Raw genomic sequence first — 13,821 nt, forward strand, 5'->3', positions numbered from 1 at the left:
GAACGACAAAAAAGAAAAACCTTTGTCAAAGTTTAAAACTTTGACAAAGGTTTCGTATAGTTTGGAATTTGGAATTTAGAAAATAGGAATTTAATAATTTACCTATATTTATCATTCAGCCCAACATTCGCTAAAATCATCGGAACTACTTTTTCAATTCTAGTAAGCTTTGTTTTTTCCTGTTTTGCGGTTTCAATATATTCTAAAAATTCATATTGTTTATAAGGTGAGAACTTTTGAAAAGCTTCTTTTAAAGCTGGATTTTGAATCATTTCTTTTTCAAAAAGTTCAGAAACAATCGCCTCTTTTTTAGCAGGTTTTATGACTTTTCCTTGCTTTTCATTTTCAATAGCTTCAGCGATATATTCTAAAATGATCTTTTCGTTTATATCTTCTTTGGAGGTAAATCGCCATTGACGCAATGATTTTGTTACCTCTTCCTGTGCGTTTATTAATTTCTTTTTTTCATCTTTCAGGAAAACGCCATTAAAAAACCATAAAGCAAAATAATCCTTAAAACCTCCAATTCCAACAACGTTTTTCTTGTCGAAAACATATACACAACCTCCCCATTTTGTGGTTTCGGTAAGCACTGTTTTGTCAATAATGGTTTTGAGCAGGATTAATTCTTCTTCCCACTGCCCGCCATATTTCCACATTCCTTTATTTTCTGGTTTAGCTTCCAATTATTTTGTTCTTTTAGATTTTTCTGTAACATCAAAAGCTCCAGGAATTGCAGTCAATTCAGCAATTTTCACAATTACTTCTGTTGCTTTCTGAATGCTTTCGGCAGGAACATATTCGTATTTTCCATGAAAATTATGTCCGCCAGCAAATATATTCGGGCAAGGAAGTCCCATAAATGACAATTGAGAACCGTCTGTTCCGCCACGAATTGGTTTTATGATCGGTTTTATATTCAATTCTCGCATTGCTTTTTCTGCAATATCAACAATATGTTTAACAGGAAGAACTTTTTCTTTCATGTTGTAATATTGGTCTTTGACTTCAGCAATTACAATATCTTCGCCAAATTTCTTTGCGAATTTTTTATTGAATTGTTTAGCGATTTTATGAATAAGTTCTTTACGTTTTTCGAATTTCTTTTTGTTGTGATCGCGAATAATCAATTCTAAAACAGTTTCCTCAATATTTCCTTTTATATGATGAACATGAAAAAAACCTTCGTAGCCTTTAGTTTCTTGTGGAGTTTCGCCCTTCGGAAGTTCATTGATAAACTCGTTTGCCAAAAGCATCGAATTTATCATTTTTCCTTTTGCGTAACCAGGGTGAACGCTTTTTCCTTTAAATGTGATTTTAGCTCCTGCCGCGTTGAAGTTTTCGTATTCTAATTCGCCAATCTGACTTCCATCCATAGTGTATGCCCACTGTGCGCCAAATTTTTCAACATCAAAATGATGTGCGCCGCGACCAATTTCTTCATCAGGAGTAAACCCGATTCTGATTTTTCCGTGTTTGATTTCTGGATGCTGAATAAGATATTCCATAGCCGAAACAATTTCTGTAATTCCGGCTTTATCATCAGCACCTAATAAAGTTGTTCCGTCAGTTGTAATGATGGTTTGGCCTTTGTATAAAAGTAAATCTTTAAAGTAATTTGGAGATAAAACGATGTTTTTTTCAGCGTTTAAAACGATATCTTTTCCATCATAATTTTCAACAATCTGAGGTTTTACATTGGCTCCGCTGAAATCTGGCGATGTATCAAAATGCGAAACAAACCCTATTGTTGGTACTTCATGATCAACATTGCTTGGCAAAGTCGCCATAATGTACGCTTTATCGTCAATTGTAACATCTTGTAAGCCAATAGCTTTTAAATCTTCAACTAATTTATTGGCAAGATTCCATTGTTTTTCTGTACTTGGAGTAGTTTTTGAATTTGGATCTGATTCAGTATCAATTGTTACATAACTGATAAAACGATCTATTATATGTTGCATTTTTTTGATTTTTTAGCAAATATAGAAATTTTTAAATGGTCTAATTTCAAAAATTTACTTGCAGTTTATAACAAAAAAAGAGACTTATAAATTTATAAGTCTCTTTTTGTTTATTTTTAATTATTTGCTTTTGACGCATCTAAAACCAAGATGATTGGCTGCAGATCGAACTTCACCTTTTCCTCGGGTTCCAACCATATAGCGTGTGCAATATTGGTCAGTACATAAAAAGGAGCCTCCTCTGTGTACTTTTTTAATTTGAGTTGGATCATTTGGATCATTGTAAGCACTTGGGCCTTGCGGATTTTTTGCTACTTCTCCGTTTTCTGCTAAAGTTTTGTAATAATCAACGCTGTACCAGTCGTTAACCCATTCCCAAACATTTCCAGCCATGTCATATAAACCGTATCCATTTGGAGCAAATTGTGCAGTAGGAGCAATTCCTTTAAATCCGTCTTCACCTGTATCACCATCTTTTATTGGAAAATGCCCTTGATAAATGTTAGCCTGGAATTTTCCATTTGGTTTTAATGAATTTCCCCATGCGTATAGATTTCCAGTTTTTCCGCCTCTTGCCGCAAATTCCCATTCTGCTTCCGTTGGGAGTCTTTTTCCAGCCCATTTTGCGTAGGCTGCCGCATCTTCATAAGCGATATGGACAACAGGATATTTTTCTCTTCCTTTAATGCTGCTTTGCGGGCCTTCTGGATGTCTCCAGTCGGTATTTGGCTCATAACGCCACCATTGTAAAAAGTCATTTAAATTAACTGCAGCTGGAGTAGGGGTAAAAATAACCGATCCAGTTATTAAATCTTCTTCATTAGCCGTTGGGAATTCCTCTTTTGTTGGTTTTTGTTCTGCTACCGTTACGTAGCCTGTTGCTTTTACAAATTTTTCATATTCTTCATTTGTAACTTCGGTTTGATCCATATAATAACCGTCAACATAAACGCGATGAACAGGAGCCGCATCTTTTGTAACTCCTTTTATACTGCATAAGCTTTCGTCTTCAACATTTGATCCCATCGAAAATTCACCGCCTGGAATCCACACCATTCCTTTTGGCGCTTTTCCGGCTGGCTTATTTTTGTTTTCAATAGTTGGTTTAAATGCAGATGCTTCTGTAGTATTTGGAGTTTCTGCACAATCCATTGCGACAGGTTTTTCATGCTTTGGAACCACTAATTTAGTATATCCAAAAGAAGCGATCGAAATAATTGAAATGGTCAGTAGTGCAAATATCCAATAGGTTTTATTTTTCATTATAATAGTTTTTAATATAGGGTGCTTGTTAATTGGGTGATAAAATTATAAAAATAACATTACAATAGTCTATTTATTTTATAGAATTTATAGACTAATTTATTTTTAACTATCTTTCTCAACCGAAACAACTTCGTATTTGTCTTTTCCATCGACTTGAACAGGCTGATAATATGTTTCACCAAATTTCACATATTTTGCATCACCTATAGTGACTTCTTCACCTCCTTCAGGCAAATTATCTACTACTGTTCCAGCGGTTGGCGCGACTACGGTGTATTTACCTCCATCTTTTTCATAATATGTTCCTCCGTAATAATAATTATTGACGGTTCCTGTGTTGACGGTTTCTGCTCCGCTTGGAATATTATTTACAGTTCCTCCTACAGGTGCAGGAACAGCAGTATAACCGCCACTTGTAGAACTGTACCAAACTCCTTGATCATAGTGATATTTTTCGTTCTGTACACTAACAATAATTGCTGTAGTTGCTAATGTTGCTACGAAAAACCCCCACGGATGCCAAACTGGTCCCCAATAAAAAGGTCTGTATGGACGAGGATAATATGGATGGTAACAATTGTATCTATAACCGCCATAAACATAAGGAGGGCGGACGTATGGTCTATAGCCAGGTCTAACAACGGTGTTTCGATTGTTGCGAACATGAACACTATTATTTACGTTAATATTTACATTATTTCTGTTTCTATTAACGGTATTACCGCTTATGTTGGTGTTTCTGTTGCCGGAATTGTTGATTCTATTCGTGTTATTTGAGTTCCTGTTATTTACAGTTCCTTTATTACGGATATTAGAATTATTGGCAGTTCCTCCATTAATTCTGGTTCCTCCATTATTAGCTCCTGGACGCGATACATTAGCAGGTCTGTTTGCAGTTGAAGGTCTATTTATATTAGCAGGTCTGGATTGTGTTGCAGGTCTTGCTTCTCTGGCAGGCCTAGCTTGTCTTGCTTGACCGCCTCCGCCTCCATGAGCACCGCCACCACCAGCTCCGTGAAAACCACCTCGTCCGCGTTGCGCAAAACTGTCAATTGAAACCATAAAAAGTGATCCCACAAAAAGCATACAAATCGTTTTTCTAATTGTAAAGGTTATATTTTTCATTTTCAGAGTTTTAGTTTTATAAAGTTATTAAAAAAATGATTTATCCTGTAAAATTTAACTATAATTCGGTTGACGGAGCTTTGCAAGTTATAATGAGATGTCCCATTGAATTCTAAAGCGCCAACCTTGTTCTAGAGGCAATGTTTTATCCTGAAAACTGAAATAACTGACTTCTGAAGTCAATTTGTTTTTGTGTCCATTAAAAAACCAATTGAAGGCAATAGTTGTTTCCTCTTGGGAGTTTTGTTTAATTGAATTATCAGGTCGATATCCGGCATGTCTAGCGGCCATTTCTAATTTTTTTGGCCACCATTCAAAAACATTATTAAAGAAATAACCTGCCTGAACATAATAACCTTTCAATGTCGTGGTATCGTCGAAATTTAATTTATCGATGATCTTTTTTGTATGCAATTCGCTTTGCCAAGAAAAACCTCGATACATAAAAGCACTTTCGAGATTCCATTGATTAACGCGGTATTGACCCGGCAATCCATTTTCAAAACCTTCTAAAGATCCTCCACCAGATTGTGAAAATCGAGTATAAGGGCTTCGGTTTGTCAAGCCTGATATTGCGATAATTGGAGTTGGTTTTTCGTGAAATTCTAAATCGCTTCCTTCAAAGTCCAGAAATCTTCCTAGAAAATTCCATTGTGCGCGTCCAAAATACATTAGATTTCCGTCGTCATTTGCAGTGTTTCCTCGTCCAGTTCCGGTAAGTGCTGCGGCCCAGTAATTAAAATCGGCAATACCAGCGCCTTTTAAATGTCCGTAAATTTCAACTCCCATTTGTCTGTCAGCGGTGAAAGGACGGTTTATTAACGATCGGTCAACTGTTTGCTGTTCACCGCTGCTTATAAAACGTTCGCGAGTGTATTCCACTTTCCATTGCCCGGCTTTAAAACTCAGCCATTCCCATTTTTCAACCATCAGCCTAAAATCTAATAAATTAGACTGGCTGAGTTCGTATTCCCAATAATATTTCAGCCAAGGATGAAAAGCGTGTCCTCCAACTTTTAATCGGGCTCTATTGATTTTGAATGTTGTTTTTGTGTCCTGACTATAATCGTCGTAGGTTAACGGATCTGTATCGTTGGGTGTAGAAAATCGAAATTGAAGTCTGCTTTGTAATTGAAAAAGAAATTTGTTGTCTCTTGTTCTTAATTCGATTCCTTTTGAGCCATAACTGACTTTAATTAATTTTGTGGTGTCTTTTTCTTTTTCGAGCTGTGCCATCCCATTTAAACCAATTAAAAGCATTAAGGATGTCAAAAAAAATCTTGAAATCGAAACAATTTTATTTGTTTTATATATGCGCATAATTGGTTTTTAAATATTTATTTTCCTCCAAAGTTTTTTGCAATTCCTAATCCAATTCCCCAACTGTCATAGGCATTCCATTTAAAATCATAGCTGACGGTTCCAAAAATTTCCCAGCCTTTTGGCAGTTCATAACTATATTCAACTCCAGCTCTGGTCAAGAAATAATCTTCTTCTTTAGCAAATTCACCTCCAAAACCCAAAAGAAAACTCCAGTGTTCATTTGGCTTATAAATTCCCATTACTGCTGGTGCAATTGGATAACTTCTTTCAACTGTTTCTTTTTCGTCACCGTTTTCCAGATTTTTTTCGACTTTAAATTTTTCGATAATAAAATCAGTGTGAAGACCAATTCCCCATTTTGCGTGAAATTGAAAAGTGTAATCTAATCCCCAAGCCGGAAGACTTAGAACTTCTCGATTTCCTTCGTCATCTCGGCCTTCAAAAACGTGAACGTGATTTATTGAAAGACCTATTTGGTGATGCGGATGAAAAGCTTTTTCTTCATTTTCCTGAGCAATAATTTTGTTTGAAAAAAAACTCGTTACAACAAAAAAAACTGCTGAAAGAAAAATGTTTTTAAAAGGATGATTTATGTAAAACATTTCGATTCATTATTAATTTGTTATATAAATGAATTTAAAAGCAAGTAAATCTCTTAAGTGTCTCAAAAATAGATAATAAATAATCCAAACATTACAGAAAGGAGCCTTGAATTTGTTTCATTTTATAATCTGCAACGTTAAAAATCAAAGTTTGAAACAGTATTTTTCATTTTTGCGAAGTGTTTCCGTTTTTAGAAATTAAAATCAATCTGAAAACTCGGATAATTTGTTTTAGATAAAAAAGCACCTTTTTAAACTATAATATTTAAATTTGCATCCGAAAACAACACAACAAAATTCTTATGTATAAATTGATAATTCGCCCGATACTTTTTTGGTTTGATCCAGAAGAAGTGCATTACTTTACTTTTTCATTTGTAAAATTCATTTCAAAAATCCCAGGAGTTTCATCAATTATAAGAGCCATTTATGAAGTAAAAGATGCTCGCTTAGAAAGAGAAGTTTTCGGAATAAAATTCAAAAATCCGGTTGGACTTGCAGCAGGATTTGATAAAGATGCTAAACTGTATAAAGAGCTTGGAGATTTTGGTTTTGGTTTTATCGAGATTGGAACAGTAACTCCGGTTGGTCAAGAAGGAAATCCTAAAAAACGTTTATTCCGTTTAAAAGAAGATCAGGCAATTATTAACCGAATGGGATTTAATAACGGCGGTGTGATTGAAGCAGTAGAACGTTTGAAAAAGAATTCGGGAGTTTTAATTGGAGGAAATATTGGAAAAAATAAAGTTACTCCAAATGAAAATGCGGTTGAAGATTATATCATTTGTTTTGACGCCTTGTTTGATCATGTTGATTATTTTGTAGTGAATGTGAGTTCACCAAATACACCAAATTTAAGAGCACTTCAAGATAAAGAACCTTTAACGGCTTTGTTGCAGACATTGCAAGACAGAAATATTGAAAAGCAAAAAACAAGCACTCAAAAAGTAAAACCAATTCTTTTAAAAATTGCTCCAGACTTAACAGACGAGCAGTTATTAGATATTATTGATATTGTAAAAACGACTCAAATTGCGGGTGTAATTGCTACAAATACTACTATTTCAAGAGACGGTTTGCAATCTGCAAATCAATCTGAAATGGGAGGTTTATCAGGAAAACCATTAACGAAACGCTCTACAGAAGTGATTCGTTTTCTTTCGGAAAAAAGCAATAAAGCGTTCCCAATTATTGGAGTAGGTGGAATTCACTCAGCCGATGATGCGATTGAAAAACTAAATGCAGGAGCAAGTTTAGTGCAGTTGTATACTGGTTTTATCTATGAAGGTCCGGCTTTGATAAAAGCAATCAATAAAAAGGTTTTAGCTAAATTGTAAAAGAAGCGCTTGGATAATAAGTCCGGCCACGATTGCAATTCCAAAACTGATTAAAGTTCCAATCATCACATATTCAGTAAGTTTTCTGTCTTTGGCTTCTTTTAGATCTCCAAATCTAAAAATAGATTTTGCAGCCAATAAAAATCCGATTGCCTCAAAATGATTGGTTAAAATAAAACAAACAATAAGAAGACGCTCCAATATGCCGATGTAATTTCCTGCATTGGCAAGCGAATTGTCTTGATGACTGTTTTGACTTTCTGGACTCCAGATTGAAATTATCGTTTTAATGAAAATTGATACTGGTTTTGTGACGAATAAAAAGCCGGTAAGCAAAATCCAAAATTCGTTAAAATTCAAAATAGGGATAATGCTATTTCTTTGATAAAGGAGTGCAATTCCGATTAAAATCAAAAGATGTGCAATTTGATCCACCACAAACCAAGTGCGCTTTGTTTTTGCTTTCTGAAAATTCAATTTGATTAAATCAATAATTCCATGTGTGACAGCGATGAATATTGCATAAGGGATAAAACCGATGTCAGCGACTAAAACTGCGACTAAAACTCCATGAAGCAAAATATGGAGATACAAGTAAATACTTTTATGTTTCTTGATTTCTTTATCAGCAACCCAAGAATTAGGTTGCCAGATAAAATCGCCGAGTAAATGTGCTAAAAGAAGTTTTACGAATAAAATCATGGGGCAAGTTGTTTTATTTGAGTTCTAAAATATCGGTCTAAATTCATAACTAAATCAAATTGAGCGCGTTTTTGCCTTCGGCTTACAGCGGCCTGATTGATTCCTAATTTTTGCCCAATTTCTTCTTGTGACAATTTCGGATTTTCGATAGCCAAAGCAACAAATTCTGCTGATTGCACTAACCAGCTGTCCATAAAAGTAAGTGCCAATTGCAACATCAAATTCATTTTTTCATCAAAAGAAGAATCGCCAGTTCGCAAAGCTAAAGTTACTTTTTGCTTTTTTAAAGTCTCAAAAAGTTCACCCGAATTTATAAATGCGGCGCCATTGCTTTCGGATATTTTTTCAGCATGATGTGTTTTGTCTCCAAAACCAATACTCATGCGAGCATCTGATTTTATTGCGCGTAAATGTGCCTTTACTAAAATAGCAGCTAATAAAGCATCTTCGGGATTTTTGATTTCAATTTGAAATTCATCACCTCGGTACACTTCCCATTCGCTTGGCGTTTTTCCAAACGGACTAAGAATTTTTTTCAAATCTTCGACCCAATGATTTGATTTCTGCTTTCTTGAACCAATAATGTCGCCTGTAATTACACTAGTCATAACCAAATATAATTAAAAAATAATAAACTTTCTATTACAAATATAGGTAATATTTTTTATTATTACGTTTTTTGGTAATATTTTAATTTATTACCTTTTTAGGTAATTTTTTTAAATATTGCAGTTTTGTGTAATAATTTTGGATTCTGATTAAATTGCTTTTATTTCTTTAAAAAAGAAACTAACTTAGCCTTTACAAAAGAAAAAGTTTTGAATAAAGAAATCAAGATTATCGAATGCCCGCGAGATGCTATGCAAGGCATAAAGGATTTTATTCCAACAAAAAATAAGGTTACTTATATTCAGGCATTGCTTCGTGTAGGTTTTGATACGATTGATTTTGGAAGTTTTGTTTCTCCAAAAGCAATTCCGCAAATGCAGGACACCGCCGAAGTTTTGGCACAACTTGATCTTTCGGATACTTCGAGTAAATTACTTTCTATAATTGCTAATACACAAGGCGCAACTTTAGCTTCAGAATTTGAATCTATTCAATATTTGGGCTTTCCTTTCTCGATATCTGAAAATTTTCAGATGCGTAATACGCATAAAACCATTGCCGAATCTTTAATTACTTTAAAAGAAATTTTAGAGATTGCCGATAAAAAAAATAAAGAAGTCGTGACCTATCTTTCAATGGGTTTTGGAAATCCATATGGAGATCCGTGGAATGTTGAAATAGTAGGAGAGTGGACCGAAAAACTGGCTGGAATGGGCGTTAAAATTTTATCCCTTTCAGATACCGTAGGAAGTTCAACGCCGGAGGTCATTACGTATCTTTTTTCTAATTTAATTCCGAAATATCCTCAAATTGAGTTTGGAGCTCATTTGCATACCACTCCAGAAAGCTGGTTCGAAAAGATTGATGCCGCAGCAAAAGCGGGGTGTACACGTTTTGATGGTGCAATTCAGGGATTTGGAGGTTGTCCTATGGCAACAGATAAATTGACAGGGAATATGCCTACAGAAAAACTGGTTTCTTATTTTACAGCCAATAAAAAAATAACAGGCTTGAATTCTTTAAGTTTTGAAAGTGCTTATAATGAAGCTTCAAAATTATTTGGCAAGTTTCATTAAAAAAAATCTTATATTTACTTAACAAAGCAATAAAAGCAACAGTCCCCAGTTGTTACTATTATTTAAAAATTCTTTCAACCATGAAATTGAATTGCATCAATAGTATCCTAAAGATTTTTGCGGTAGCGATCTTGTTCATTTCCTGTTCGAGTGATCTAGATTTTGATCAGACCAAAGATCTAAAATTAGAACCGGTTTTTGTTGCCAATCTCGCTTATTTTGATGTTCCGGCAAATGAATTAGCTGATAATGGTGGAAATCAGATTGGCTATGATTCTAGATATTTTGACGTTTTTAAAAAACAGTTTCTTCGAGATTATTTAAGTAAAGCTGAATTTGATGTCGAAATTGAAAATACTATTGCGCGTGGTTTTGTCATAAACATGTTGCTTCTCAATTCACAAGATCAAATTCTGATAACTCAAACTTTTAGCGTTCCTGCTTATAATGGAACTCCAAATGTTATCAAATTTCCTACTGAAGTTTTTGAAAATCAAAGATTAGAACTTTTAAAACAAACCGAGCGAATTGGTTTTGTTGTACTGATGATGTCTGGAACTCCGCTAGATCAAAACAGTTTAGGAAACTTAAAGTTACGATCAAGTGCAACAGCTTATTTTGAGATCCAATGAGGATAAAATATTTAATTTTAGGACTCCTTTTGCAGTTTTCTTGTTTTTCTCAAAATAAGGAAGTGCTGTACAATTTCACGACAATTCCGCAATCTTCATTGGTAAATCCTGGTACCGACGTTTCGTATAAATTTTACTTTGGTTTTCCAGTTTTATCTGGCGTTTCTCTAAATGCAGGATCGAGCAGTTTTTCAGCATATGATTTATTTGCAGACAATGGAGTCGATTTTAATGATAAAGTTAGAGATGTGATCAATAAATCTTCGCGAAATGATAAAGTAGTTACAAATCAACAGCTGGAAATATTCACTGGCGGATTTAGAGTTGGCGGGAGAGAAAGTCGTTCCTACGTTTCTTTTGGACTTTATCAAGAATTTGATTTTTTTATGTACATGCCAAAAGACTTGGCTTTATTGGCTTTAGATGGAAATAAAGATTACATCGGAAAAATGTTTCATCTTAATGATCTTAACGTTAAAGCTGAAGTACTTTCCGTTTTTCATGTTGGCTTCCATAAAAAAATGAATGATAAATTAGTTCTTGGCGGTCGTGCTAAAATTTATTCCAGCGGTGCAAATGCAGTTTCGGTTCACAATTCGGGTTATATATATACAAGTCAGGAACCGGGAACACCAAATCTTTATAATCAAGTTATTTCGTCAAATTTAGAACTGAAAACTTCTGGAATTGCGCCCTTTACGAAAGATGAATATGATGGAAATATAGCAACAGATATCGCTCATAATACCTTTTTTAACGGAAGTTTAGGTTTAGGACTTGATGCAGGTGTAACGTATTACTTAAAAAAAAATCTTCAGGTTACAGCCAGTATTATCGATCTTGGTTTTGTAAAACAGTCAAAAGATATTGAAACCCTGACCTACAAAGGAACATATCAATATCAAGGTGCAAATCCTGATTTCATGAATCCAGATGATCCAGAAAATGTTTTTGATGAATTTAAAAAAGCGATTCCGAGAGACACTTTATATGATAAATATACTACTTGGCGTCCAACAAAAATATATACTTCAGTCGAATATTCTTTTGGAAATTATCGCTCAAATGAAGACTGCAACTGTAAACAACAAGTGAAAGAACGCTATAGAAATGCTGCCGGACTTCAGTTTTTTGCTATGTCTGCGCCACGAGAACCACTTGTTGCTTTAACGGCTTTTTACAAAAGAAATATTTTCGAAAAATTAGATGTAAAAGCCACTTATACAGTCGATACATTTTCAAGTACAAACATTGGTTTGGGGCTGTCTGGCACCATTGGTATGGTAAATATTTATGCCTTGGCAAATAATATCTTAGAATATAAAGATATATCCAAAGCCAGCAGTGCAGCATTTCAAATTGGTATAAATTTCGTTTTTCAAGATTCAGAGGAATAATTTTCTTAATTCTAAAATAATAATTAGAAGCAATTTCCAGCTGTACATTTCAAGCACTCGAGCTAAAAAACTTTTTTTCAAGGTTTAAAAAGAGCTTCCGTTGGTCGCTTTTTTAAACCAGAAAAAAATGTTTTTTAGCTTTTCGTGGCTTTCCATTTCCATCTGGGCTAGGTATCATTGTTTTGTAAGATGATTCTTGTAAATGCAATTTTATGAATTACTTAGTATTCAAGTTACCAATTTATTCACTATATTTGCACGCAATTCAACTAGAAATTGCACCATGATAGCACACAACTCCAAGATTATCGGCGAAGGTTTAACTTACGACGATGTATTATTAGTACCTAACTACTCGAATGTGCTTCCTCGCGAAGTGAGTATCAAATCAAAATTTTCACGAAACATAACATTAAACGTTCCTATTGTATCTGCTGCTATGGATACAGTAACCGAAAGTGCAATGGCAATTGCTATGGCACAAGAAGGCGGAATTGGTGTTTTACATAAAAACATGACCATCGAGCAACAAGCTGGAAAGGTTAGAAAAGTAAAGCGTGCAGAGGCTGGAATGATTATCGATCCAGTAACTTTGCCAATGACTTCGACTATTGCAGACGCAAAAAATGCCATGAAAGAATTCGGAATCGGCGGTATTCCAATCGTTGACGAAAACAGAATCCTTAAAGGAATTGTAACCAATCGTGACTTACGTTTCGAAAAAAATGGTGCAAGACCAATCGTTGAGGTAATGACAAGCAAAAACTTAGTAACAGTTGCCGAAGGAACTTCGTTAGAGCAAGCAGAAGTAGTTTTGCAAGGTCATAAAATTGAAAAACTGCCAGTTGTAAACGATAAAAATGAGTTAGTAGGTTTAATTACTTTCAGAGACATCACAAAACTGACTCAAAAACCAATTGCAAATAAAGATTCTTTTGGTCGTTTGAGAGTTGCTGCTGCTATTGGAGTTACTGGAGATGCAGTTCAAAGAGCTGAAGCTTTAGTTAACGCTGGAGTAGATGCCATCATTATCGATACAGCGCACGGACATACTGAAGGTGTTGTAAATACCTTAAAAGAAGTAAAATCAAAATTCCCTCAAATAGATGTAATTGTTGGAAACATTGCAACTCCAGAAGCTGCTAAATATTTAGTAGAAAATGGTGCTGACGGTGTAAAAGTTGGAATCGGACCAGGTTCTATCTGTACTACACGTATCGTTGCAGGTGTTGGTTTTCCTCAGTTTTCAGCAGTTTTAGAAGTTGCTGCAGCTATCAAAGGAACTGGAGTTCCAGTTATTGCTGATGGTGGAATTCGTTATACAGGAGATATTCCTAAAGCAATTGCTGCAGGTGCTGATTGTGTAATGTTAGGTTCATTATTAGCTGGAACTAAAGAATCTCCAGGTGAAACTATTATTTTTGAAGGAAGAAAATTCAAATCTTACCGCGGAATGGGTTCTGTTGAAGCGATGCAAACTGGTTCAAAAGATCGTTATTTCCAAGATGTTGAAGACGACGTTAAAAAATTAGTTCCAGAAGGAATTGTGGGTCGTGTTCCTTACAAAGGTGAATTAAACGAAAGTATGCTTCAGTTTATTGGAGGTCTTCGTGCCGGAATGGGATACTGCGGTTCAAAAGATATTCCGACATTACAAGAGTCAGGACGTTTTGTTAGAATCACTTCAAGTGGAATTACTGAAAGTCACCCGCACAACGTTACAATTACAAAAGAAGCTCCAAATTATTCTAGATAATTTTTAGTTTTCAGTATAAAAACAAAAGGCGT

13 protein-coding genes are annotated in these 13,821 nt (G+C 34.8%); 5 read left to right on the forward strand and 8 right to left on the reverse strand.

Annotated features, from left to right (window positions below; all coding sequences use genetic code 11):
• Positions 1-98 precede the first annotated feature (98 nt).
• From RB619_RS00610 to RB619_RS00635, 6 genes are all read right to left on the reverse strand, one after another.
• Positions 99-686, reverse strand: coding sequence for a DUF1801 domain-containing protein (locus tag RB619_RS00610; protein WP_308092776.1), 588 nt, complete (start codon positions 684-686; stop codon positions 99-101).
• Positions 687-1,964 carry a peptidase T gene (pepT, locus tag RB619_RS00615; RefSeq protein WP_308092778.1) on the reverse strand — a complete coding sequence of 426 codons (1,278 nt, stop codon included), beginning with the start codon at positions 1,962-1,964 and terminating at the stop codon, positions 687-689.
• A 120-nt stretch (positions 1,965-2,084) separates the two neighbouring features.
• Positions 2,085-3,227 carry a formylglycine-generating enzyme family protein gene (locus RB619_RS00620; protein ID WP_308092786.1) on the reverse strand — a complete coding sequence of 381 codons (1,143 nt, stop codon included), beginning with the start codon at positions 3,225-3,227 and terminating at the stop codon, positions 2,085-2,087.
• A 105-nt stretch (positions 3,228-3,332) separates the two neighbouring features.
• The gene (locus RB619_RS00625; RefSeq protein WP_308092791.1) at positions 3,333-4,355 is read right to left on the reverse strand and encodes a DUF6515 family protein; all 1,023 of its coding nucleotides are present in this window, start codon (positions 4,353-4,355) and stop codon (positions 3,333-3,335) included.
• An 87-nt stretch (positions 4,356-4,442) separates the two neighbouring features.
• Positions 4,443-5,675, reverse strand: coding sequence for a porin (locus RB619_RS00630; protein ID WP_308092794.1), 1,233 nt, complete (start codon positions 5,673-5,675; stop codon positions 4,443-4,445).
• A 17-nt stretch (positions 5,676-5,692) separates the two neighbouring features.
• The gene (locus RB619_RS00635) at positions 5,693-6,280 is read right to left on the reverse strand and encodes a hypothetical protein (protein WP_308092796.1); all 588 of its coding nucleotides are present in this window, start codon (positions 6,278-6,280) and stop codon (positions 5,693-5,695) included.
• A gap of 302 nt (positions 6,281-6,582) precedes the next feature.
• Between RB619_RS00635 and RB619_RS00640 the strand changes: the two genes are divergently transcribed.
• The gene (locus RB619_RS00640) at positions 6,583-7,617 is read left to right on the forward strand and encodes a quinone-dependent dihydroorotate dehydrogenase (protein ID WP_308092798.1); all 1,035 of its coding nucleotides are present in this window, start codon (positions 6,583-6,585) and stop codon (positions 7,615-7,617) included.
• Here the strand turns inward: RB619_RS00640 and RB619_RS00645 are convergent.
• Both RB619_RS00645 and RB619_RS00650 read right to left on the reverse strand, forming a co-directional pair.
• Positions 7,603-8,319 (reverse strand): DUF3307 domain-containing protein, encoded by a 717-nt coding sequence (locus RB619_RS00645; RefSeq protein WP_308092800.1) that lies wholly within the window; start codon positions 8,317-8,319, stop codon positions 7,603-7,605. The two genes, RB619_RS00640 and RB619_RS00645, sit on opposite strands and share 15 nt — an antisense overlap.
• Positions 8,316-8,927 carry a hypothetical protein gene (locus tag RB619_RS00650; RefSeq protein ID WP_308092802.1) on the reverse strand — a complete coding sequence of 204 codons (612 nt, stop codon included), beginning with the start codon at positions 8,925-8,927 and terminating at the stop codon, positions 8,316-8,318. Before RB619_RS00650 ends, RB619_RS00645 begins: the two co-directional genes overlap by 4 nt.
• Before the next feature lie 210 nt (positions 8,928-9,137).
• Here RB619_RS00650 and RB619_RS00655 point away from each other — a divergent pair, with 210 nt between their 5' ends.
• The 4 genes from RB619_RS00655 (at position 9,138) to guaB (ending at position 13,789) form a co-directional block, all read left to right on the forward strand.
• Entirely contained in the window at positions 9,138-10,004 is an 867-nt protein-coding gene (locus RB619_RS00655) for a hydroxymethylglutaryl-CoA lyase (RefSeq protein WP_308092804.1), read from the forward strand.
• An 80-nt stretch (positions 10,005-10,084) separates the two neighbouring features.
• The gene (locus tag RB619_RS00660; RefSeq protein ID WP_308092806.1) at positions 10,085-10,636 is read left to right on the forward strand and encodes a hypothetical protein; all 552 of its coding nucleotides are present in this window, start codon (positions 10,085-10,087) and stop codon (positions 10,634-10,636) included.
• Between the two features lie 62 nt (positions 10,637-10,698).
• The gene (locus RB619_RS00665) at positions 10,699-12,033 is read left to right on the forward strand and encodes a DUF5723 family protein (RefSeq protein WP_308092808.1); all 1,335 of its coding nucleotides are present in this window, start codon (positions 10,699-10,701) and stop codon (positions 12,031-12,033) included.
• A gap of 283 nt (positions 12,034-12,316) precedes the next feature.
• Positions 12,317-13,789 carry an IMP dehydrogenase gene (guaB, locus tag RB619_RS00670; RefSeq protein WP_308092810.1) on the forward strand — a complete coding sequence of 491 codons (1,473 nt, stop codon included), beginning with the start codon at positions 12,317-12,319 and terminating at the stop codon, positions 13,787-13,789.
• Positions 13,790-13,821 lie beyond the last annotated feature (32 nt).

The organism is Flavobacterium sp. LHD-80, assembly GCF_030929605.1.
GTDB lineage: Bacteria > Bacteroidota > Bacteroidia > Flavobacteriales > Flavobacteriaceae > Flavobacterium.